Source organism: Yersinia sp. J1 (genome assembly GCF_050586585.1).
GTDB classification, from domain to species: domain Bacteria; phylum Pseudomonadota; class Gammaproteobacteria; order Enterobacterales; family Enterobacteriaceae; genus Yersinia; species Yersinia entomophaga.
The window spans coordinates 84,578-106,196 of record NZ_JBOBDP010000011.1; the positions used below are offsets into that span (position 1 = coordinate 84,578).

The following is a 21,619-nucleotide window of genomic DNA, read 5'->3' on the forward strand; positions in this document are numbered from 1 at the left end:
CACAAACATTCATCATATAAGAATAATTCCTAGCATGCCAACTCTGCCACAGTTACAGGATTACCACATTAAAAAACCTGAATTAGTCTTCTATCGTCATTATTTAAACATATGGCTAACCGTAAACTTTATGAACTTAATTAAGTAAACGCACAAGTTCTTAGTTATTTAGCATAAAAATTCATTATGTGGCTCAGTTGAGAATTATCCGAATTCCGTAGAGAGTATTCAGTATCTGTGTGTATCCTAACAAATAATTACCGTGCGCAGAGTTATTCATTACGCTGTGATATAATGAGGTAACTGTAAAAAATGCTGCTTTTAACCTCAATGGCACGCCAATATGAGGATAAGCCACGCGGCAACAATGTCCATTAGGAGACACTATGAGTAACACAGACTTCACTACTGCCGCCGATCTTGAGACTTTAGCTCACGAAGTTACATGCCTGAAAACCACGCTGACATTGATGCTCAAGGCAATTGGCCAGGCAGACGCAGGTAAAGTTATTCTGAAGATGGAAAGATCCTTACCTCTGATAGAAGACAAAACCCAGGCAGAAGTGTTCGAAAATACCATTGCACAAATCAAACACGCCTTCCGCCAATAACATTACGCGCGTCTGATACAGACCCAAATACCTATTGGGTCTGTTAGTTACAATTTATTAATTATCAACAAGTAAACTGTTACCATGCTGATCCCATCTATTGGTATGAGTCTGTTAATCAAAGCATTGTTAGGCGCAGTAGTCGTGATTCTTATTGCTCTGTTATTCAAAACGTGAAACTACTAAATTGCCGGGTTAATTCCGCTGTTTCCAACCTTTGCTCCGATCGCACAATATAATATTGTGGGTAGCAAACGTTCAATCGAAGCTTTACGTCTCACTATCACCTACGGAAGGTGGGCGGTAATTCCGTATCTTATCTACCTGATTTCCCTTTAACTTCTTTCTCGACCACTCAGGCCTTTCCCTAGCACTGAACTCAGCTGTAATCTGTTGGAGTTTAGCTGCATGGATGCGGATACTCGGCTGGAACTATTGGCATAATTAGTCATATTCATGACAACCGATATCAACAAATAGCTTAAAGATATGATCGAACAGAAATTAAACAAAACATTGATTGAATTAGCCAAACAATAAAAGCGTAATCGCATGAATAGCCAGAATACCTACGGAAAAGATCAGGTTTAGGTTACTGATACGCTTTGTTTTTCCTTCTGACGGTAACAAAGTATTAACCTGTATCTTTCTCACCTTATAAATCCATAGTCCCCCTACAGCTAAGAATATCAGTGATAACAGCGCCATAAGTAAAGGGCGGCCCCAAACTAAAAACTCACTTAATCCGGCAATAACAAACCATAAAATGACAAAAATCATCGTTGTACACCTTGGCTCATAATGTAGCTGTTAACTTACGTAGGGATGACCAAGAGTTAAATGTCATAAATTATTCAAAAAAGATATAAGAATATGAAGCTAATAAAGGCGCTATTTGATAGTAATTAAACCTACACAAATAAATAAAATGCAAAATTTAATACCAAGAGTCATGTAACCTCCCCTATTTTGAGGAATTAGTTGATTCTTGTTATTGCAATTTTTCGATTTTAACGATGTTTTTTAGCTTAATGATTAAAAAAGATTAGCAGTAAAAATCAGAATCACGCAGGAAACACCTCAAAAATAAGTTAAAAACAGGGAAGACAGCAACGAAAGGCTTAGGCAGATAGGTAGATGGAGAGATAATTTTATTGATGAAAGGAATGCCATCAGAGCTGAATCGCCATACTTTCGGACTCAGCTCAGACTAGGTAAACAGAGTAAAACGCTTGAACGTTTAATCAGACAATTTTGGGCTGACCGTCTGATGCAGTCGCACCACCATCAACCGGAATGTTTGCTCCGTTGATGAAGCTAGCATCATCGCTGGCAAGGAACGCCATCACCGCGGCCACTTCTTCTGGCTCAGCTGCGCGGCCTAATGCGATACGTTCGTTGAACTTATCACGGATTTCTTGTGGCCAACCGTTGGTCATATTTGTTTTTACTAAACTCGGGCATACCGAGTTAATACGGACGCCATCACCACCGTGATCTAATGCCATTGCACGAGTCAGGTTGACGACAGCACCTTTGGCAGCACAGTAATACGCCGCACCCCAGTCACCACCTAGACCTGAGACAGATGCCGTATTAACAATACTTCCTTTGGTTTTCAATAAATAAGGAAGTGCAAATTTAGAGCAGAACACGACCCCGTCAATATCCACTCCGGCAATACGGCGCCAATCTTCAACCGTTGTTTCCAGAACGCTACCCGCAACATGAACACCCGCATTATTCAGTAACACATCAATTCTACCGAATTTTTCAGCAATACTGTCCATCATCTTTTTAACGGCTACATGGTCAGAGACATCGATTGGATATGCTAATGCTTTACCTTCTGGCAAAGAGCGCGCAACTGATTCAGCGGCGTCCTGATTCCAGTCAGCTAGTACCACAATTGCACCTTCAGAAGAGAAACGACGGGCGGCAGCTTCCCCCATCCCATTACCACCACCGGTAATAACGACCACTTTGTTTTCAAATCGCATTTGTTACTCCCTTTGTTAACTCGTCGATTTATCACACAAATAAGCGATACCATTACCTTATAACCTTTCAGTTTCTGAAGCTAATCACAAATAGGTATAAAGTATGAAGCACTAAAAATAGTAATTTTTCAGTACAAAAGGGCAAAATAAAAACAAATAGGAAAACATAAACATTACATTTACTTAATTATTAGTCAGCTACTAACAAACTTAACTGCATATGTAACGCCTCTGAGCTCACAGGAACTCTTCCTGTACCCACAGACTTACACTGCCACCATTAACCCTAAACACCCCATGCCCCTGCTCATCAATAATAACGATATCTTTTCGATTACCTAAAAAATCGCCGAATCGAAGATGTTTGAAATCTTCACCTAAAAAAATATTTTTCTCAGCTTCAGCACCGTTAGTCATGATAACAATACAGCCGGGTTGGTTTTCATTGCCTGAACGCACAAATGCAATACAGTTATTATCATCAAAATATTCCGTCTGCGCGCCGTGAGCAAATTTCTGCCTCGCCTGAATAAGCGGCTCCAATTCTGGAATTATCGGCATATCTATTTGATACACCTCCCCGTCGTCGCCTTCATCCTGATAACTAGCACCATAAAGATCAGGGTGAAAAATACAAGGAACCCCCTGCTCCCTTAATAAAATTAATGCATATGCCAGAGGTTTAAACCAGGGTTCGACCGGGGACTCGAGGGACTGAAGCGGTTGGGTGTCGTGATTAGCCACCAGCGTAACCGCATTCATAGGATTGGTATCCACCAATGTATTGGCAAATATTTGAGCGAGATCGAAACTATCACCAGACTTTGAAGCTTGATGAAACTTATGTTGTAACGCCACATCAAACAACATAAGTTTACCTTCCACCTGCTCGAGATATTTCTGAAGTTTACCAATATCAGGCGACCAGTATTCTGCAATAACCAAAAGGTCATGCTGAGCATGATCCCGAACATGATCTATCCACTCTTTATAGAACCATGCAGGAATATGTTTAACCGCATCCAGACGGAAACCATTACAGGGTAATGAGTCCAATAGCCAACGTCCCCAGTACTTTAATTCCTCCACCACGGCAGGGTTACGAAACTCTATATTAGCCCCCATCAGGTAATCGAAATTACCTAACTCGTCATCGACCTGATCGTTCCAACCATCATTACCATAATCATTAATAATCTTGAATATGCCATTAGCCGATGGGTCTTCAATAGAATCTATCCCGCTAAAACAAGTCTGATCCCAAATAAATTGAGAATACTGGCCTGAGCGGGCGGGAAACGTAAAGCGTGTATAAGCTTGAGCGTCTATTATTTCGTCAGCAATTTGATTACGGTTATTCTCTTCAACATTCGATACTCTTACCGGTTCTTTCTCGTCCGCCCCCATTTTGTGATTGAATACCACATCATACAGAACCTGAATCTCGCATTCTTGCAAACGCTCAACTGCAGCCTGTAATGCCTCTCTATCACCATATTTTGTCGCACGATTCCCTTTTTGCTCAAACTCGCCTAAATCAAATAAATCATATGTGTCATAGCCCACTGAATAACCACCAGACGCACCTTTATACGCAGGCGGAAGCCAGACTATTGTTATTCCTATCTCTCTCAGTTGCGAGGCTTTATCACTAACCTCTTGCCAAAGTTGACCTCCTCCTGGGGAATACCAATGGAAAAATTGAATAAGCGTCGGGTTCTTCATAAAGAGAATAGCTCCGCAGTAAAATCAAGTTGTTTTTCAGTATGGCTTAGTTTGATAAAGAGTGAAGGTATTACCTAGTTTGTTATTTTTGTAACAAATAAATAAGTGTGATTAAGTTCACAGAAAGGACGAAATTAATTCAAATAGGCAGGAAAACATGAATGCCAAAAAGGTAACCATCCTATAATCATTAATAATGTAGATATGGATTAATCACATAAAGAAACAATACCCTATGGATTAAATTCACGCTGCAGTAACGTTGAGATTCCAACTATGACGTCTTTATTAATCCGTAAACTGTACCGTCAGTCGTTTTCCGTGACTTTCATCTGCATCACTCTATCCCTCGCCTTTTTATTGTGTTTATCATCTGTTTTTTATCTTATATATCAAAGCACTTAGCCTTAACCGGTTGGATTCCGACCTGAAAATAAATTTATGCCATTATCCATTAAAGCCATTTGAGTGCATATTTTTTTATCCGTTTGAGTCATTCTCTCCCTCCATGGCTCAAACTTATTAAACCGTAATTTAAACAAAATAAGTTGCATTTAGCCTTCTTATATTGGACGCGTATAACCGTTTAAAACACAAATAACAATAATAACCATTTACAATTATGAAGTATAACTTCTGTTTACATTAACCATGTGATCTTTGCTTTCTCGTTGAATCAGCAGTTTAACCAAGGTATAAGTGAAAAATCTTCATTTCAGAGCGAAAAGCATCGTCTGACCAATCTTCTGTTAATTGGGAAAGCTACGAGTATGTCCCTTTTGACTTAACTTCGCCCCCCTTCAACTACGATTGGATAGGCTGAATATTGAAGACCTTTCCAGATAGCATCGCATAGTAGCAATGAGTTCCCGAGTGAGAGCGAATCACATCGCCGCCAAATAACTGTAAATCGACCTCGAACAGGTCAATCATCACGCCAACACCAGCGTCAATACTCTCGATAATAAATTCTGCAGGCATATTGCATATAAATTAACCATTTATATGTCACCCTAAAAGCAACTACTGTTGAAATATCAGGTTATTAAATCAGTAATAACCCTGTATTCTGGTTAACGACTAGATATGTTTTAAAACATGAATAAATGAAGTCTATTAGCTTGAAAATTAGGACTTAAATTAAAAAGGAACCCACATGGCAAGGTATAGAGTGCATTTCGACTTAATTCAGTACTCCCAAGGTGGTGGTAAAAATACCGCGACTACGTCTGAGACGGTCGAAGCTGAAAGCGAAAGCGTTGCCTTATCTATTGCCAAAGACAAGGTGAAAAATAAATCAACGGCAAGAGGGCGTGAGATTAACGTCAGTAAAATAGTGAAGCTCTGACCACTATTCCACATAGGCACTTGCTCAAATGTGGCCGCTAACTCATAGTGCGGTCACGTCTTTTTCATTGACCGTGAGCGCTAGAATGCGCAAACCTGCTCTTGGCGGATCGGTCCCCATACTTACAGCCTCACTTTGGCCTCTTATAGTTTATGGTGACGCCCATTCCACTGGTTGGCTTATTAGGCTCATACTTCCATTTGTAGATAGAGTCCAAGGCTGATTTCTCGAAGAGATTCTTAGGTTCAACCTCAACAATCTTTGCATTCTCAACCCTTCCGGCTACGTTAATGTCATAAGCAATCATCACATATCCTTCTTTATCGTGCGCCCAAGCACAGGAAGGAAATATTTCAATATTTCGCTCGATTAACTGCGGAAAATTTGCGACTTGATATTGAATCATTCGCATTTGCTGTAATTTGAAACAGAGATGAAATACACAATACCAGAAGCCCAATCTTCATTTTATTTTTTATGGATCTATTGCCCTTCTTATTTCCACAATTAACGATAGTAGTAATAAAGATAAGGGTATAATTGGTAATGTAGATCAATATCGCGATGTTGTTCGTTTAAATCGTTCAGCTTTGAAATAAATATCACAAAGAGTACCAATAGATGCTCTTTGTGATATTTACGCAGTGATAGTGATATTGCTTGAGGCAGTTTTAGCGCCATCATTCGTGGTGAATGTGATTATCGCTGTGCCAACGGCAACGCGAGTGACTAGGCCACTTGAGCTAACCGCTGCTTTGGTCGCATAGCAGCTTGTCCATACGCCAGTTTTATTTGTCGCAGCAGTTGGGGAGACGTTCGGTGTTAATTGAACAGTCGAACCCGCTACACCGCTACTCGTTGCCGGGATCATAGTTACACTGGTGACTGTAATTGCCGAGTCATCAACGAAAGTGACCGAATCCGCAACCTTCCATTCACCGGAGCAAGTAGCGAAGTCTGAACTCCATGACGTGGTGTTGAAGTAACCCATGATGTAAGAGCCATAATCCACGCCAAAGAAATCGAAGCGAAATGCCTGAAATCATGTTCGAAGAGGCCTGTTTACTCTGGATTGACGAGAAATCAGAGAAGCGATCTGTCGACACAGATAAAAACCTTAGCGGCGGAGGCTGCTCATCTTTCATAAATGGAGTCGATAATGAGAACCGCCGAGAGAGTGGAGATGGCTAGCTAAGGTAGGACTGTTCAAACAAAGTCCCTCGACCAAAGAACAAACGCATCCGTTGGCTTGAACCCTATGAGGCAATCAGATGAATAAATAAATGCCCAGAGCCACTGAAGTCTGAAGTTCGCTTAGCTCTTTCTACCGACCTAGGCCGCTCCAATATAATCAACCGGGACTGGCAACAGATAGATATGCAAAGGAAGGTTGCCTGGATGAACCTGGAAGATAGCAAATCAGAAAGACTATTGGCTAAGCCCTAAATGACACTGTCGCAAAATTTCGTAGGGAACAAATAGGGAAGCTTGATAAATATATCTTTGTTCGCATTCATGCTTCAAATAGATCCGAGGGGTCACTAACACCAGAAATAAGGAAATTGAGAATTGAGAATTAAGAATTAAGAATTAAGAATTGATCGTAACAGAGCTTGGTATTCGGCATGAGAGAGCGGGAATAAATAATTTTAGATTTCGTGATTTAAGGCATACGTGAGCAAGCTGGCTAGTCTAATCTGGAGTTCCTATTTCTGCATTAAAAGAAATGGGCGGATGGGAATCATTTTAAATGGTTAAGAAATACGTAAATCTTTCACCAAATCATTTAAATAAACATGCCAGAAAAATAGACTCAATATTTAATCACTGGGTCCAAAATATGTCCCGTGGAATAGATTTTAAATTAAAGACTAATTCTAATTGATTGATTTCGTTGGTGGGTCGTGCAGGGTTCGAACCTGCGACCAATTGATTAAGAGTCAACTGCTCTACCAACTGAGCTAACGACCCAACGCGAGAATTATTCTCCTGTTGGCTGTGGGTGTCAAACACTTCATCCCATTTTTTTGCCTATCATATGCTCTATATGGCGACAACTCATTAATTAAGCGAGTAACGCAGGCGATTATTGTTAGTTGTCAGGGAACATGGTGTAATTCTAATTATTGTGATGCAGTTAACAAATATCACTGAGTGAAATTTAAACAGTAGCCATCATGCAATATGGAGAATATTGTATGAAAAATGTTACTAGTATATTAAATGTAATCTATCTTCATTAATGCATGCCCCAAATGACAGAGTTCGACAGACAGAGTAAATAATCCAAAGAGCCAATTTAGAGCTCAAAAAAACATCACAACACAGGAAGAGGGAATGGGAAAGATGGTAGACCAATCCAAGATAGCAATAAAATCGGAACAAGAGCCAGAAGAACACCTCCAGAGAAACCTTTCCAACCGCCATATTCAGTTAATTGCCATCGGTGGTGCTATTGGCACCGGGCTGTTTATGGGATCGGGGAAAACCATCAGTCTGGCTGGCCCATCAATCATTTTCGTCTACATGATCATCGGCTTCATGCTGTTTTTCGTCATGCGAGCCATGGGAGAATTGCTGTTATCCAATCTGAAATATAAATCTTTCAGCGATTTTGCCGCCGACCTTCTGGGTCCGTGGGCTGGTTTCTTTACCGGTTGGACCTATTGGTTTTGTTGGGTAATAACCGGTATAGCCGATGTGGTGGCAATTACCGCCTATGCGCAATTTTGGTTCCCAGGCTTCTCACAGTGGATCGCTTCTTTGCTAGTCGTTCTATTACTGCTATCTCTGAATCTCGCCACGGTAAAAATGTTCGGGGAAATGGAGTTCTGGTTTGCCATGATTAAGATTGTGGCTATCGTCGCTTTGATTTTTGCCGGTTTAACCATGGTATTAATGAGCTACCAGTCTCCGTCAGGCACCGTGGCCTCGTTCAACCACCTGTGGAATGATGGCGGCATGTTCCCGAAAGGAATTAGCGGTTTCTTTGCTGGGTTCCAGATTGCCGTATTTGCTTTCGTGGGAATTGAGCTAGTTGGCACCACTGCCGCAGAAACCAAAGATCCGGAAGTCGTCTTACCTCGCGCAATTAACTCTATCCCTATTCGGATTATCATGTTCTATGTATTTTCTTTGATCATGATTATGTCGGTTACCCCGTGGAGTTCCGTGGTGGCTGATAAAAGTCCATTCGTGGAGCTGTTTGTCTTAGTCGGCCTGCCTGCAGCAGCTAGCGTGATTAACTTTGTCGTACTAACCTCTGCGGCCTCTTCCGCCAACAGTGGCGTATTCTCCACCAGCCGTATGCTGTTTGGTTTGGCTAAAGAAGGCGATGCACCTAAACAATTTGGGGTGTTATCTCGCCGCTCGGTTCCGGCTTCCGGCTTAACCTTTTCATGTATTTGCCTATTAGGCGGAGTCGTTCTTATTTATCTGATTCCTAACGTTATGACAGTATTTACGTTGGTCACCACCGTATCTGCGATTCTGTTTATGTTCGTTTGGACCATCATTTTGTGTTCTTATCTGGTATATCGCAAACGTCGCCCTGCCCTGCACAAAAAATCCATTTATAAAATGCCTGCAGGTATTCTTATGTCTTGGGTTTGTATGGCGTTCTTTGCCTTTGTATTAGTGTTACTGACTTTGCAGGAAGATACCCGCCAGGCGCTAATTGTCACGCCGTTGTGGTTTGTTATTCTGGCAGTGTCCTACACTCTCCTGAAAAAACGCAGAACCCGTTTGTATGATAATAAATAGCCCGTTGGAATGATTGGCTGATAAGCCAGACCATTTAAAGGTGATAAAAAAGCGTGGTATTGGGTCAGCCAAAACCACGCTTTCTTTTCTCTCTTCATCTGGGATTATTATGTTATTTATATAGATAAGCTTAATAGTAATCTACTCACCTTTATTCTCCCTGCCCCTCCCTGCTATCGATGCTTTCTTTCTTCTAACACATATTGAAACTACAGTAACAAGCTGTCTAAACTAATACGATCACCCACAGGATAATTGTCGACGTAATACCTGAGGGTCTGAATGAATTGTTCCCTTAATACTTAACCAGCCTCGTTCTGAAAATTTCACACCTAGAATCACCATTTCATCCGCGCTATTAACCTCAATAGGTCCCCAGACTTCTCCATCGATAAAGAAACGTTTAATCAGCCATCCATTTACCACAACTTGCACTATCGTGAGGCACCCATCTGCGTCGCGGCACAATATTGAGTCCATAAATATCCTATTTAATTAAACCTTAGCGCCAAGCATAGCCGATATATAAATGCGGTACGGAGAGCAATAACAAGGTGGGATCTGGGTCACCGTCATAAGTAAAAACAAGTGTCGTTATGTGAGTATTCAACGGATAATTACGCTGTCAGGTTGGTGTCCTATGGCTGTCATCCTAGTGTCAGGTGCTTGTCGTGGTGACATCTTCCGCATCGTTCTATGCTGGGAGAACACACCTTATTATCAGGAAGAAAGATATGGCCATTTATCGGGTTCGAGAGCTCAGACTGGCACGAGGTTGGTCACAAGAACAGTTGGCAGAAATGGCCTCCCTAAGCGTTCGTACCATACAACGTATTGAAAATGGCGAACAAGCTAGCCTTGAAACTTTAAGCGCTATTGCCGCTGTTATGGAATTGAAGGTGAATGAGCTGTATTTAGTTAATGAACAAGGCGAAACCGCAGGAGAAAATAAGGAAGCGACTGACCCTATCGATCAGCGTGTTGAAAATGCGCGTCTGGCCGTTGAAAAAGAGATGAACTTCTTCCGCAGATTGTTTCGCTCGCTAATACTTTGCCTGTTCCTGTTTGTGATTAACTGGTTCACCTCTCCTCAGTATTACTGGATCGGGTGGGTAGTATTAGGATTCGGTATCTCTTTGTCCATTCAGGCAATCAATATTTTTGTTCTGGGTAATTGGATGGACCGCTGGCAGCAGAAGCGACTACAAAATAAATTGCGTAAACCTTAAATCATCCCACACTTTAAGCATCATCACATTTAAAGCTAAAAATACGCCGGTCTATGCAGTTGCGCCTGTGCCTTATTGGAGTATGTTTAATAAGAGTCTTATGTGCTCACTATTATCCCTTCATCAACATCATCCTATAGAAAATTGGAGAACGGCGAGATGGCGAAAATTTTAGTGCTTTATTACTCTATGTACGGACATATCGAAACGCTGGCAGAGGCCATCGCAGAAGGGGTTCGCAGAGTTGATGGCGTAGAGGTGATGGTAAAACGCGTACCGGAAACCATGCCTGCCGAAGCCTTCGCCAAGGCGGGTGGGAAAATCAATCAGTCGGCGCCAGTCGCCACGCCGCAGGAATTAGCGGACTACGATGGAATCATCTTCGGTACGCCTACCCGTTTCGGTAACATGGCGGGACAAATGCGCACTTTCCTTGACCAAACTGGTGGTTTATGGGCATCCGGCGCGTTATATGGCAAAGTTGCCAGCGTTTTTGCCTCAACCGGTACCGGCGGAGGACAAGAACACACCATCTCATCTACCTGGACGACCTTGGCACACCACGGTTTTATTATTGTACCAATCGGCTACGGTGCACCGGAACTGTTTGATGTCTCGCACACTCGCGGTGGTACGCCATATGGCGCAACCACGATCGCTGGCGGAGACGGTTCACGTCAGCCAAGCAATGAAGAGTTAGCCATTGCCCGCTTCCAGGGTGAGCATGTCGCAAAAATCACCGCTAAATTAAATAGTTAATATCAAATGGGCATCGCACGTTTTTTGCGGCGCCCTCCTTTTCTGTCAATCGTCGCTATCTGGCGCTATAAAGCGGCAGAAGATAGTTGATCCAGTTGAATGACTCGCTGTGCCGACGCAATCGTCGAAGGTCTATGGGCAATCATAATTCGCGTAATATTCAGTGAAGCAATACTCAAGTTAATCGCTGCTTCGTTAATGAGATCGAGATGGCTGGTGGCTTCGTCCAAAAATAGAATGCTCGGGCGGCGGTACAAAGCTCTGGCAATCAGCAAGCGCTGTTTTTGCCCTCCTGACAAACTCCCTCCCAATTCGCTGATAATACTTTCGTAGCCCATAGGCATGCTGTCGATATCGTCATTAATATTGGCATATCGGGCACAGGCAATCACCCATTCCATATCGATATTTTTATCAAAACTGGCAATATTCTCAGCGATAGAACCGGAAAATAATTTGTCCTCCTGTAAGACGCAGGCTATACAATCCCGATAATTATTCAGCCCTAACGCGTTTATCTCCACCCCATTAATCAATACCTCCCCTTTAGTGGGAATCAACAGACCGGAAATAATATTCATCAGCGTTGTTTTTCCAATCCCTGATGGTCCAACCAAGGCCACGCTTTCGCCAGCGGCAATTGTCAGCGTCAGTTCTGAGAATAACGGTTTGGAAAATGGATCGTATTGGAAGGACAAATTACGAATTTTCAGCTCCGCGGGTTCACCGCGTTTGATAAAGGTCCGAGTAGGTTTTAATACCTCCCCCTCAGACAAAGCAATATCCGAAATGCGCTCGCAGTGCAACGTTAACATAGTCAAGCTAAACGCCAGATTGATCAAATTCGATGCCCGCTCAGCAAATTGTCCGCGGAAAGTGTTGAAGGCAAAATACATCCCCAACGTCATATTCCCATCCATTACCAGAGAGGCACCGATCCAGAGAATAATAATCTGCTCTAACATGCCAATCAGTGAGTTAACCCCACCAAACAACATATTAAGTTTAGTAATATGAATAGTTGCGTTTACAGCCTCAATGCTGAGATTGAGCCAATTCTGAGCGCGAATGGCCGTTAGGCCGAGTGCCTTAATCGTAGAGACGCCGTAGAAAGTTTCCATAAAGTGCGTTTTGGCCTTCGCATCTTTAATAATTTGTTCTTCCGACGCCTGGCGAAAATAATAATAAGTTAACAAGCGCAGCAAAATATAGATTGAAGTAAATCCTAGAGCAACCCAGACCAGCCAGCCGCCATAGAGAATCATCATAATGAGTAATCCGACGGCCATAATCCCGTCAATAATCGCGCTGACTATGCTGGTTGTTAGCGTCACTCTCAGTGTTGCTAATGAATCAAAACGCGATTGAATATCACCCAAGCTGCGTTTTTTAAAGAACGACAGCGGTAAAGTCATCAAATGATCGAATAAACCGGCCTTCCACTGCACATCAACCAGCGAATCTAACACTATAGAAAACCAGGATCTGAATACGCTGGTGAAGGTGCGGAACAGCGTAAAAAAGACTAACCCCATACAGATTAGTGCCAGTAAATTATAATCTTCAGCGTTTATGACATGGTCGATAACCAGCTGCGTACCAACTGGTATCAATAAATTAATAGATTCAATCAACAGAGACAGGCAAAAAATCTTAATCAGGAACCCTTTTAGTCCCCGAATATTCTTTATTAGATCAGCCAGTTTTAAACGACTCTTTTGTGTTTTCTGGCTGAAGTCGCTGGCTGGCCACAGTTCCAACGCCACACCGGTAAAGTGTTTGGAAAACTCGTTTTTTGATATCACTTTCCTTCCTGTTGCCGGATCGTGAATAACTACCGAAGATGCCCTAACCGTAACCAATACGACAAAATGATTAAGATCCCAATGTAAGACACAAGGGGTTTTAAGCTGATCAATTTCCTCTATATCTAATGATAGCGCTCGTGTTTTAAGCTTAAGCGCAGTGGCAATATCAACTAGGTGAGCTAAGGTCGCCCCTTGGAGAGATATTCCGTATTGCTTACGTAAATTAAACAAATCCACATGAAATCCGTGAAATCCACAGACCATGGCCAGGCAGGCAAGGCCGCATTCAGCGGCCTCTGTCTGTATTATTCTGGGCACCCGCCGACGAAAATTAAAATCCAGGCGACTAAAAAGATCCTTCACCGTTAATTTATCCATGAATCGGCCCACCTACGCTTTTTTTCATGTCATAGAACGGTGAAAACATCCATTTATACAATGGTCTTTTCTCCATAAATATCGTTGCCTGCGCCGTTAAACCGTTGGAGAGTTGCAATTGTCGTCCCTGATATAAAAGCGATTGGTCATCCATTGCGACTAGCGTCTTGTAGTAGGCCGTTCCTATATTACGATTCGCTCCTTTGGGAATATTGTTATAAGTGGACATTTCTTGAGAGGATGCAGGAACGGCTGAAATAGAAATAATATGTCCGGAAAACTGGCCAAATTTTTCAAATGGAAAAGCGTCATAACGGATATTGATTCCGTCTCCGGGCTTAACATAGGGGGCGCTACTGGTAGGTATCCATAATACCAGGCGATATTGCTTCTTTTCCTTTGGGGTTAACTGAGCCAAACTGTCGCCGAGATTAACCATTTGCCCCGGCGTTACGCTCAATGATTCTATTTTTCCGTCTATGGGCGCATTGATAACCAACATACCGCTCGATTCAGCCAAAGTGAGCTGCCGCTGAAGTTCGATACGCTGATACTGATACTGAGAAATCTGATTATCAAAATCAGCCAAGCGAATATTCTTTTCAGTTAGGAGGGTCGTTAGCTGGGTATTTTCCTGCATACTTTGACGATATAGACTTTGATAGGCATTTTGCTGCTGATAAAATATTGCTCGCTGATTAGCCAACTGATCTTTGCTGATGAGCCCTTTTTTTTGATATTCCTGATAGTTATCTAAAGTACGCTGCATCTCAGCCACGCCTTTCTTAGAGGCTTCAATGAGCTTAAGTGACTCCTGATAAGCATGTGAATTTTGCTCTATCTGTTTTTCCAGATTCATCTCAATTGAGAATTTATTTTCTTTTACTCGTCGAATAAGATTATCCAGTTCAATAATTTGTTTTTCTATGGATGCCATATTTTTACCGCTCACATTACCGGAATCTGTTACCCTGCTAATATCAATTTGATAAATCTGCTGCCCTTTTTTTACGTTCTGCCCAACGCTAACCAGGGATTGCGTAATAAATCCCTGTTGAGGGGAAAACAGATTTATAGCGTGAGATTCGGTAATAATCTCTCCGGCAATATTAATCCTTCTCGTATATTCACCAAAAGTAAGTAACGTAACAAGCATAAGAATAATAGCAACAGATACGGTTAAAACAATCCAGGGTGAAACGCCTTTTATTAACAGCGCCTTACCGTTCCATTTTGTTTTCCCATTATCCAATACTTCTTTCCGAAATATACTTTCTCTGGTCATAACGTTATGCTCTAAAGAGTTGATAATGTTTCCATATCATTTACTACGTTTGTAATAAAAAAATCCACCTCGAGATCAGCGTAGTCATACCCAAATGACATATCACTCGTCATTGATTTTCTTACTTGTTATTCCCCTAGGCCTCTAACCGTATAAAAATCACCATCGCAGCGTCCATTAAAAAATAACCATCAGCTATATAAATAGCCACGGCCATAAATGCACCGTAGCTAACTCTATTGTTAATGATAAAAGGGTGATCAATGAATATTAGCTTAGATGCAATACCAATTGATAATTAAAACCACAATATCATCAAGTTTGACTCATTAATATCTTTGATAAAACTGAAGGCTCATCGGCGTTGGTATGAGAGTTCCCTGCTGGAAAGGTTCAGTAGCAACAGGAATAGGATCCAGTGTAGGCATAACCCCTGGATTATCAATCGGAGTGACAGGCGTTGACACTGAAGGTGGCATACCATTGTTGTACGGATTAAATGCGATTGTAACCGTAGAATTATTGATCGTAATACCGTTTGCGCCAGAAACTAAGTGAGATTCTTCTCTAGTCATTTGTTTCATAAATACCTCCATTAATATAATTGATAAGTTTAGTGTGATGATATCTAAATGCTTAATCTCGCAGCTGCCATTCTAAATTAAAGTAATTAGAAATATTAACAACGACCTATTATGTAAGGTTGTGTTTTGACAACGTTACATATTTACATAACGTAAAAACCATATGAAGATACCTGGTTCATTTAAGATAAAAAACATATACTATTGATAAATAATCCATACCAATGACACAGACAGAATTATTTTAAAATAAATATAAAAAAAACAAAAAAATCAACCCGTTAATTGAGGAGCAGAAAGCAAATGTTCGTTTTGATGGGAGACTTACAGGTGGAAGGGTTGTTATTTTTTATCACTCACAATCATTAAAAAATAATTTAATCTATGCCGATTAATCTAGCCGTTGATAAAAATTTAAGTTTGATTGTTATTACAAAACATTCATTACAATCAGTAAAAAAATAGCTGCGATATCATCAGATACCGCAGCCATACAGACACTCAATGACCGACAATAATTACGATTCCAGCAAACCCTGAGCCAGATAATGATTCGCATCAGGTACGCCCGGCAGGCTAAAAAAATACCCCCCGCCAATAGGTTTGACATACTCTTCCAGCGCTTCACCGTTTAGCCGTTTTTGCACCGCCAGAAAGGCTTTTTCCAGATTGGACTGATAGCAGACAAACAGCAGTCCCATATCCAACTGGCCGGAGTTTGATACACCCAATGAATAGCTGTAACCACGGCGTAGCATCAGGTTTTCCTGAGTTTCGACGGTACGTGGATTCGCCAGGCGAATATGAGCATCCATTGGAATAACTTTACCGTCTGGATCTTTGGCGTAATCCGGCTCATCATGTTCATGAACCATACCCAAAGGTGCCCCGCTGTGTTTATCCCGGCCAAAAATCGTTTGTTGCTCCTGCAAAGGCGTTCGATCCCAAAACTCCACCTTAAAGCGGATAATACGCGCTGCCTGATAGCTGCCGCCCACCGCCCAGGCTGGCTCTCCCACATTGTCCGGCACCCAAACCACCCGGCTGATCAAAGGTACATCACTGGTTTTGGGATTTGCCGTACCGTCTTTGAAGCCCAGCAGATTGATCGGCGTTTCCTTTCCTTTACTGCGCGCAGAATGGGCAGAAATAAAGCCTTCTCGTTTCCAACGCACGCTAAGTAAATCCGGCGTATGCTTGATAATATCCCGCAGCGCGTGAATCACCGTTTCGTTGGTATTAGCGCAGATTTGCAGCAGAATATCACCGTGACACAGGCTTGCATCTAGTGAATCGTTAGGAAAACGGGTCATTTTCTGCAAATGCAGCGGTTTCTTCGCCTGCAGACCAAAACGTTCATCGAACAATGAGTTACCGACCGACACGGTGATAGTCAAATTGTCGGGATAAATTTCTGGCCCGATAATTCCCGAGTCCAGCGGCGGCAGCTTAGGATCAACTTCCGGCGCACGCCCGCCGCCGGTGAGAAAAGCAATTCTTTGGGTCAACAGTTTAAATAAACGCGTCAGATCCGCAGGTGTCGTGGCTAAAACGTCAAAGGCCACCAGCATCATGGCTGCTTGCTGCGGCGTTAAAATCCCTGCCTGATGCGTGCCGTAAAACGGCTGTTTTTGCCAACGCTCATCTTTCTTTTCAGCGGTCATGTCAGAACCTGCCGTTGCCGCCTGAGCCGCTTTATTCGTCCCCAGTGCCAATGCGCCGCTCATCACGCCCATGCCCAATAACAAGCGTCTGCGCGAAGGCGATTCCGCCCCATCTGATGGCTGAGACGGCCCATTTAATGGGTCGATTTTCATTACCATGTTAACAACCTCAATCCAGACCCAACACGCCGCGCAGCTGTGCCAAATCTTCCGCCAATGCGGTAATAGGGCCTTTCATAGCATTACGGTCAGCGTCAGTCAGTTTTTCATAGGATTCGAAGCCGTCTTTGGTTCGATATTTAGCCAGCAATGTATCAACGGTTTTGAAATTGGCATCAATTTTTTGCAATAGTGGTTTATCGGCTTTCTCCAGCAATGGACGCAGTAAATTCACTATCTTCTGAGCACCGTCTACGTTTGCCTGGAAATCCCACAAATCGGTGCGGCTATAGCGATCTTCTTCACCGCTAATTTTGCTGGCCGCGATTTCTTCAATCAGCCCTGCCGCGCCGCCCGCCACTTTACCCGGCGCAAATGTCAGATCTTTAATACGTTTTTGCAGCTCTAATGTGTCCTGATACAAACGCTCGGCAAATTTATCCGCCCCTTTGGTGGTGTTATCCCCGAACAGGATTTTTTCCAGACGATGGAAACCGGTGAAGTTAGGATCGGCGGCTTTCTGCTCGAAATCATCTTCGCGAGCGTCAATGCTGCCGTCCAGATCGGAGAACAACTCGGCAATAGGTTCAATCCGCTCGTAGTGCTGACGAGTTGGGGCATACAGCTGGCGTGCCAGCGCTAAATCACCTTTTTTCACTGCATCGGTAAAGGCTTTAGTTTGAATCACCAACTGATTAACTTCTTGTGTGACATACACTTTGTATTCCGCAATCGGCCCGACTAACGCCATAGCGTCAGGTTTAGTCGCTACTGCACCTTCGGTGGCGGTGACGGTCAGTTTGCCTTTCGGATTACTCAGCAGCCCGCAGGTCATGTCGTATTCACCCGGTTCCAGATTAGCCGTCATTTTTTGCGTAAAGCCCGGTGCGATGTTTTCACGTTCTTCAACAACCATCACGCCTTTCAGAATTTCCCACTCCAGCCCTTTTTGGCTGGCATTGTGTACCACAAACTGAGTTTTTCCCGCCGGAATGGTCAGCGCCATTGGCTCACACTGTTTATCATTAACAGTAATTTTTATTTGCGGAACTTTAGCATCAGCAGCCTGCGCGCCGGCGCTGATAGCGAAAGCGGGCAACGCCAACAGCGCGGCGTGCAGTGCGGTACGACGGAAGAACCGATTAGACATGTCATGACTCCCTGACCTAAAAATAAGATTAATGGTTGGTTTTATTCGCAGATCGAGCACCGGATGCGGCCAGTTCGCGCTGCGGTAGGAAAAAGAAAATCAATGCTGGGATCAGATAGATAAAGTAAACGGCAACTTCACTGACGCTCGGCGCTTCCTGATAGCCCAATATACCTTCCAGGAAGGTACCCAGTAGGCTATGCGTTGACAGCACATTAGTCAGATCGAAGGCGATATCTTGAAAATGGTTCCAAAGTCCCGCTTCATGGAATGCGCGAATGGCTCCGGCAGCCAAACCGGCGGCAACAAAGAGGATAAATAGACTGGTCCATTTAAAGAATTTGGCCAGATGCAATTTCACGCCGCCCCAGTAAATTGCCATACCGACAATAATGGCGCAGGTTAACCCTAAAATAGCGCCAATAGGTGCACCAATGCCGACGTCCTGCTGGAAAGCAGCTAATAAAAAGAATACCGATTCCAGACCTTCACGCGCCACGGCAAAAAATACCATTGCCACCAGCGCCCAGCCCTGACGACGACCCGAGTTTAGGGCGTGATCGATAGCTCCTTCCAAATGAACCTTGACCGATTTGGATACCTTGCGCATCCAGAACACCATATAGGTCAATATGCAAACGGCAACCGCCGCCACTATACCTTCAAACAGTTCTTGCTGTTTCTGCGGGAATTCACCGGTGGTTTCATTAATAAAGATACCCAACCCAAGACAGAGCGCTACAGCAACAATAACGCCGGCCCAGACGGCTCCCATCCATTGACCGCGTTGGGTGCGTTTCAGGTAGCTGGCAATCAGGCTGACAATCAGCGCGGCTTCAAGACCTTCGCGAAACATAATAAGAAATGGGACAAACATGCTTAACACCCCTGATGGTGGGTAACGTCAATTTAAGTAAAGAAAGGTAAAACTCACTAGCGATATTGATTATCAATCCAGCGATAAAAAAAGTAAAACTTAAAACGATAGTGATTATCATTCTGCCATCGGGAAATTCAAGGAACTCGTTCGGATTGTTGCCAATAAATATGTCTGATTATTTCAGGGATACGAATTTATAAGAGCGGACTGGTTGGGGAAATATTGTGTCATGGAGGTTAGATAAATAAGGAAGGCGCTCACTGCCTGCCTGAACGGACAGTGAGCGAATCGAAAGGCTTAAATGGTTTTGAATTCTGCTTCGGCTTTATGGAAACGATCGGTCACAATTTTCGAGGGTTCACGGCCTAACAGGCTGACAACCACAATGGCGATACTGGCGAAAATAAAGCCCGGAATGATTTCGTATAACCCGAACCACGCGAACTTATTCCAGATAATCACTGTTCCTGCGCCAACCAGCATCCCGGCCAGCGCACCGTTACGAGTCATGCGTGACCACATCACGGAAATCAATACCACGGGGCCGAAAGCCGCGCCGAAACCTGCCCAAGCGTTGCTCACCAGACCCAGAACTTTGTTTTCCGGATCGGCGGCGATGGCAATAGCGATAACCGCAACCAACAACACCATCATACGGCCAACCCATACCAGTTCTTTCTGGCTGGCATTTTTACGCAGGAAGGCTTTATACAAATCTTCTGTAATCGCACTGGAACACACCAGCAGCTGGCAGCTTAAGGTACTCATGACCGCAGCCAAAATAGCGGACAGCAGAATACCGGCAATCCACGGATTAAACAGCAACATCGCCAACTCGATAAAGATACGTTCGCCGTTTTCGGAAACACGTCCCGCCAACTCTGGGTTTTGCTGGAAGTAAGCAATACCGAAGAAACCCACGGCAATGGTGCCCGCCAGACACAAAATCATCCAGGTCATGCTTATACGACGTGCCTTACGGATGGTGTGATGGGAATCTGCCGCCATAAAACGAGCCAAAATATGCGGTTGACCAAAGTAGCCCAGACCCCAGCCCAACAGCGACAGGATTGCGACAACATTCAGCCCTTTCAGCATATCCAGATTGGCGGCGTCTTTGGCTTTAATCACCATAATCGAGGTATCGATGCCGCCCACGGCCAGAATGACAATAATTGGCGTCAATATCAGAGCAAAAATCATCAGGGTAGCCTGAACGGTATCGGTCCAGCTCACGGCGAGGAAGCCGCCGATAAAGGTATAGGCGATGGTTGCGGCGGCACCGGCCCACAGCGCGGTGCTGTAACTCATGCCGAAGGTGCTTTCAAACAACAGCGCACCAGCTACAATCCCGGACGCACAGTAAATAGTGAAGAACACCAAAATCACTACGGCAGAAATCACCCGCAGCAGTTTGCTTTTATCTTCAAAACGGCTAGTGAAATAATCCGGCAGCGTTAACGCATTATTGTTGGCCTCGGTTTGCACACGCAAACGGCCGGCCACCAGTTTCCAGTTCAGATAGGCACCCAAAGTCAGGCCGATAGCGATCCAGCTTTCGGAAATACCGGACAGAAAAATCGCGCCGGGTAGCCCCATCAACAGCCAGCCGCTCATATCAGAGGCACCGGCAGAAAGTGCAGTCACTACGCTGCCTAAGCTGCGTCCACCTAAAATGTAATCGTCAAAGTTATTCGTCGCCCGGTAGGCCATAAGGCCAATAATTATCATGCCAAATATATAAACGAGAAATGTCACCAGCATTGGTGTGTTCATCATCATGCAACGTCTCCATAGTGCGTTTTATACGTTTTAATACTTCCGTTTTTCATTAATACATCAGTTTAAAAACACCTCGCCAGCGATGGCAGGGTGTCTAGTTCAGTGCGAATGCCGGAACGTAGCATTAGGTTGCACCTGAGATGATTTATCATCGAAACTAATTTGTCGCGCTGACTATCCTAGAGGACTCTCTTCTTTAGCAACAACTCTTTCAACAAAAAATTTACATAAAATTTACCCTACATCACATTTACAATAGTTCCCGGTTTCACCTTGCACCCTAAAGTGAGTTGCACCCTGAGCAAAACCCGTAGAAACCCTGTGTTTAGTAATGTTAACCCCCTCCCAATGAAAACAAAGTAATAACTGCGCCCAGAAAGAATGTTAAAAATCCGACTAATTTCACAGTTCGTTAATTGCCCTGATTTAACATGGTTGCACAAAGTTGCAACATGCTAGATATTGTGACGAATAAAAAACATAACTCCCTTAATT

At 43.4% G+C, this 21,619-nt stretch carries 17 protein-coding genes, 1 tRNA gene and 2 pseudogenes; 6 read left to right on the plus strand and 14 right to left on the minus strand.

Going from position 1 to position 21,619, the window contains the following annotated elements; all coding sequences use genetic code 11:
* Nucleotides 1-386: 386 nt before the first annotated feature.
* Together ACQ4OC_RS14795 and ACQ4OC_RS14800 are read left to right on the plus strand one after the other, a co-directional pair.
* The gene (locus tag ACQ4OC_RS14795; RefSeq protein WP_049597559.1) at nucleotides 387-611 is read left to right on the plus strand and encodes a DUF2594 family protein; all 225 of its coding nucleotides are present in this window, start codon (nucleotides 387-389) and stop codon (nucleotides 609-611) included.
* Nucleotides 612-716: 105 nt separating this feature from the next.
* A pseudogene (locus ACQ4OC_RS14800) lies at nucleotides 717-1,059 on the plus strand (GlpM family protein).
* Between the two features lie 77 nt (nucleotides 1,060-1,136).
* Here ACQ4OC_RS14800 and ACQ4OC_RS14805 read toward each other — a convergent pair.
* The 4 genes and pseudogenes from ACQ4OC_RS14805 to ACQ4OC_RS14820 all read right to left on the minus strand — a co-directional run.
* A complete protein-coding gene (locus ACQ4OC_RS14805; protein WP_064517721.1) occupies nucleotides 1,137-1,391 on the minus strand; it encodes a hypothetical protein in 255 nt (84 codons plus the stop codon).
* A 464-nt stretch (nucleotides 1,392-1,855) separates the two neighbouring features.
* Nucleotides 1,856-2,611, minus strand: coding sequence for an SDR family NAD(P)-dependent oxidoreductase (locus ACQ4OC_RS14810; protein WP_064517719.1), 756 nt, complete (start codon nucleotides 2,609-2,611; stop codon nucleotides 1,856-1,858).
* 237 nt (nucleotides 2,612-2,848) lie between these two features.
* On the minus strand, nucleotides 2,849-4,336 hold the full coding sequence (amyA, locus tag ACQ4OC_RS14815) for an alpha-amylase (protein WP_120807055.1): 1,488 nt from the start codon (nucleotides 4,334-4,336) through the stop codon (nucleotides 2,849-2,851).
* Nucleotides 4,337-5,101: 765 nt separating this feature from the next.
* Nucleotides 5,102-5,317 (minus strand): annotated as a pseudogene (locus tag ACQ4OC_RS14820) (phage minor tail protein L); the annotation flags it as partial.
* A 175-nt stretch (nucleotides 5,318-5,492) separates the two neighbouring features.
* On the opposite strand from ACQ4OC_RS14820, the gene ACQ4OC_RS14825 reads away from it, so the two are divergent.
* The gene (locus tag ACQ4OC_RS14825) at nucleotides 5,493-5,684 is read left to right on the plus strand and encodes a hypothetical protein (RefSeq protein WP_064517715.1); all 192 of its coding nucleotides are present in this window, start codon (nucleotides 5,493-5,495) and stop codon (nucleotides 5,682-5,684) included.
* A 130-nt stretch (nucleotides 5,685-5,814) separates the two neighbouring features.
* On the opposite strand, the gene ACQ4OC_RS14830 is transcribed toward ACQ4OC_RS14825, so the two are convergent.
* The 3 genes from ACQ4OC_RS14830 to ACQ4OC_RS14840 all read right to left on the minus strand — a co-directional run bounded on the left by ACQ4OC_RS14830 (nucleotide 5,815) and on the right by ACQ4OC_RS14840 (nucleotide 7,655).
* Nucleotides 5,815-6,090: a TonB family protein gene (locus ACQ4OC_RS14830; RefSeq protein ID WP_235600986.1), complete on the minus strand. Its 276-nt coding sequence runs from the start codon at nucleotides 6,088-6,090 to the stop codon at nucleotides 5,815-5,817.
* Between the two features lie 231 nt (nucleotides 6,091-6,321).
* Entirely contained in the window at nucleotides 6,322-6,675 is a 354-nt protein-coding gene (locus ACQ4OC_RS14835) for an Ig-like domain-containing protein (protein WP_084414352.1), read from the minus strand.
* A 904-nt stretch (nucleotides 6,676-7,579) separates the two neighbouring features.
* Nucleotides 7,580-7,655, minus strand: a tRNA-Lys gene (locus ACQ4OC_RS14840).
* A 375-nt stretch (nucleotides 7,656-8,030) separates the two neighbouring features.
* Here ACQ4OC_RS14840 and cycA point away from each other — a divergent pair.
* From cycA to wrbA, 3 genes are all read left to right on the plus strand, one after another.
* Nucleotides 8,031-9,446: a D-serine/D-alanine/glycine transporter gene (gene cycA / locus ACQ4OC_RS14845; protein WP_179207950.1), complete on the plus strand. Its 1,416-nt coding sequence runs from the start codon at nucleotides 8,031-8,033 to the stop codon at nucleotides 9,444-9,446.
* A gap of 734 nt (nucleotides 9,447-10,180) precedes the next feature.
* Entirely contained in the window at nucleotides 10,181-10,675 is a 495-nt protein-coding gene (locus ACQ4OC_RS14850) for a helix-turn-helix domain-containing protein (RefSeq protein WP_064517709.1), read from the plus strand.
* A 159-nt stretch (nucleotides 10,676-10,834) separates the two neighbouring features.
* Nucleotides 10,835-11,434: an NAD(P)H:quinone oxidoreductase gene (gene wrbA / locus ACQ4OC_RS14855; protein ID WP_064517707.1), complete on the plus strand. Its 600-nt coding sequence runs from the start codon at nucleotides 10,835-10,837 to the stop codon at nucleotides 11,432-11,434.
* A 65-nt stretch (nucleotides 11,435-11,499) separates the two neighbouring features.
* Here the strand turns inward: wrbA and ACQ4OC_RS14860 are convergent, their stop codons facing one another.
* The 7 genes from ACQ4OC_RS14860 to putP form a co-directional block, all read right to left on the minus strand.
* Entirely contained in the window at nucleotides 11,500-13,620 is a 2,121-nt protein-coding gene (locus ACQ4OC_RS14860; RefSeq protein WP_120807043.1) for a peptidase domain-containing ABC transporter, read from the minus strand.
* Nucleotides 13,613-14,905: an HlyD family secretion protein gene (locus tag ACQ4OC_RS14865; RefSeq protein WP_064517703.1), complete on the minus strand. Its 1,293-nt coding sequence runs from the start codon at nucleotides 14,903-14,905 to the stop codon at nucleotides 13,613-13,615. Before ACQ4OC_RS14865 ends, ACQ4OC_RS14860 begins: the two co-directional genes overlap by 8 nt.
* Before the next feature lie 329 nt (nucleotides 14,906-15,234).
* Nucleotides 15,235-15,489: a hypothetical protein gene (locus ACQ4OC_RS14870; protein ID WP_064517700.1), complete on the minus strand. Its 255-nt coding sequence runs from the start codon at nucleotides 15,487-15,489 to the stop codon at nucleotides 15,235-15,237.
* 518 nt (nucleotides 15,490-16,007) lie between these two features.
* Nucleotides 16,008-17,312, minus strand: a complete 1,305-nt coding sequence (gene efeB, locus ACQ4OC_RS14875; protein WP_064517697.1) for an iron uptake transporter deferrochelatase/peroxidase subunit — start codon at nucleotides 17,310-17,312, stop codon at nucleotides 16,008-16,010.
* A gap of 10 nt (nucleotides 17,313-17,322) precedes the next feature.
* A complete protein-coding gene (gene efeO / locus ACQ4OC_RS14880; protein ID WP_064517695.1) occupies nucleotides 17,323-18,462 on the minus strand; it encodes an iron uptake system protein EfeO in 1,140 nt (379 codons plus the stop codon).
* A gap of 28 nt (nucleotides 18,463-18,490) precedes the next feature.
* Nucleotides 18,491-19,339: an iron uptake transporter permease EfeU gene (gene efeU, locus ACQ4OC_RS14885; RefSeq protein WP_064517693.1), complete on the minus strand. Its 849-nt coding sequence runs from the start codon at nucleotides 19,337-19,339 to the stop codon at nucleotides 18,491-18,493.
* A 300-nt stretch (nucleotides 19,340-19,639) separates the two neighbouring features.
* Nucleotides 19,640-21,124 (minus strand): sodium/proline symporter PutP, encoded by a 1,485-nt coding sequence (gene putP / locus ACQ4OC_RS14890; protein ID WP_430971306.1) that lies wholly within the window; start codon nucleotides 21,122-21,124, stop codon nucleotides 19,640-19,642.
* Nucleotides 21,125-21,619: the final 495 nt, after the last annotated feature.

What these genes read in the sequence shown, in the direction of transcription:
- ACQ4OC_RS14795 (WP_049597559.1), top strand. Translation starts at nt 387, where the DNA reads ATGAGTAACACAGACTTCACTACTGCCGCCGATCTTGAGACTTTAGCT.
- ACQ4OC_RS14805 (WP_064517721.1), bottom strand. Translation starts at nt 1,391, where the DNA reads ATGATTTTTGTCATTTTATGGTTTGTTATTGCCGGATTAAGTGAGTTT.
- ACQ4OC_RS14810 (WP_064517719.1), bottom strand. Translation starts at nt 2,611, where the DNA reads ATGCGATTTGAAAACAAAGTGGTCGTTATTACCGGTGGTGGTAATGGG.
- amyA (WP_120807055.1), bottom strand. Translation starts at nt 4,336, where the DNA reads ATGAAGAACCCGACGCTTATTCAATTTTTCCATTGGTATTCCCCAGGA.
- ACQ4OC_RS14825 (WP_064517715.1), top strand. Translation starts at nt 5,493, where the DNA reads ATGGCAAGGTATAGAGTGCATTTCGACTTAATTCAGTACTCCCAAGGT.
- ACQ4OC_RS14830 (WP_235600986.1), bottom strand. Translation starts at nt 6,090, where the DNA reads ATGATTCAATATCAAGTCGCAAATTTTCCGCAGTTAATCGAGCGAAAT.
- ACQ4OC_RS14835 (WP_084414352.1), bottom strand. Translation starts at nt 6,675, where the DNA reads ATGGGTTACTTCAACACCACGTCATGGAGTTCAGACTTCGCTACTTGC.
- cycA (WP_179207950.1), top strand. Translation starts at nt 8,031, where the DNA reads ATGGTAGACCAATCCAAGATAGCAATAAAATCGGAACAAGAGCCAGAA.
- ACQ4OC_RS14850 (WP_064517709.1), top strand. Translation starts at nt 10,181, where the DNA reads ATGGCCATTTATCGGGTTCGAGAGCTCAGACTGGCACGAGGTTGGTCA.
- wrbA (WP_064517707.1), top strand. Translation starts at nt 10,835, where the DNA reads ATGGCGAAAATTTTAGTGCTTTATTACTCTATGTACGGACATATCGAA.
- ACQ4OC_RS14860 (WP_120807043.1), bottom strand. Translation starts at nt 13,620, where the DNA reads ATGGATAAATTAACGGTGAAGGATCTTTTTAGTCGCCTGGATTTTAAT.
- ACQ4OC_RS14865 (WP_064517703.1), bottom strand. Translation starts at nt 14,905, where the DNA reads ATGACCAGAGAAAGTATATTTCGGAAAGAAGTATTGGATAATGGGAAA.
- ACQ4OC_RS14870 (WP_064517700.1), bottom strand. Translation starts at nt 15,489, where the DNA reads ATGAAACAAATGACTAGAGAAGAATCTCACTTAGTTTCTGGCGCAAAC.
- efeB (WP_064517697.1), bottom strand. Translation starts at nt 17,312, where the DNA reads ATGGTAATGAAAATCGACCCATTAAATGGGCCGTCTCAGCCATCAGAT.
- efeO (WP_064517695.1), bottom strand. Translation starts at nt 18,462, where the DNA reads ATGTCTAATCGGTTCTTCCGTCGTACCGCACTGCACGCCGCGCTGTTG.
- efeU (WP_064517693.1), bottom strand. Translation starts at nt 19,339, where the DNA reads ATGTTTGTCCCATTTCTTATTATGTTTCGCGAAGGTCTTGAAGCCGCG.
- putP (WP_430971306.1), bottom strand. Translation starts at nt 21,124, where the DNA reads ATGATGATGAACACACCAATGCTGGTGACATTTCTCGTTTATATATTT.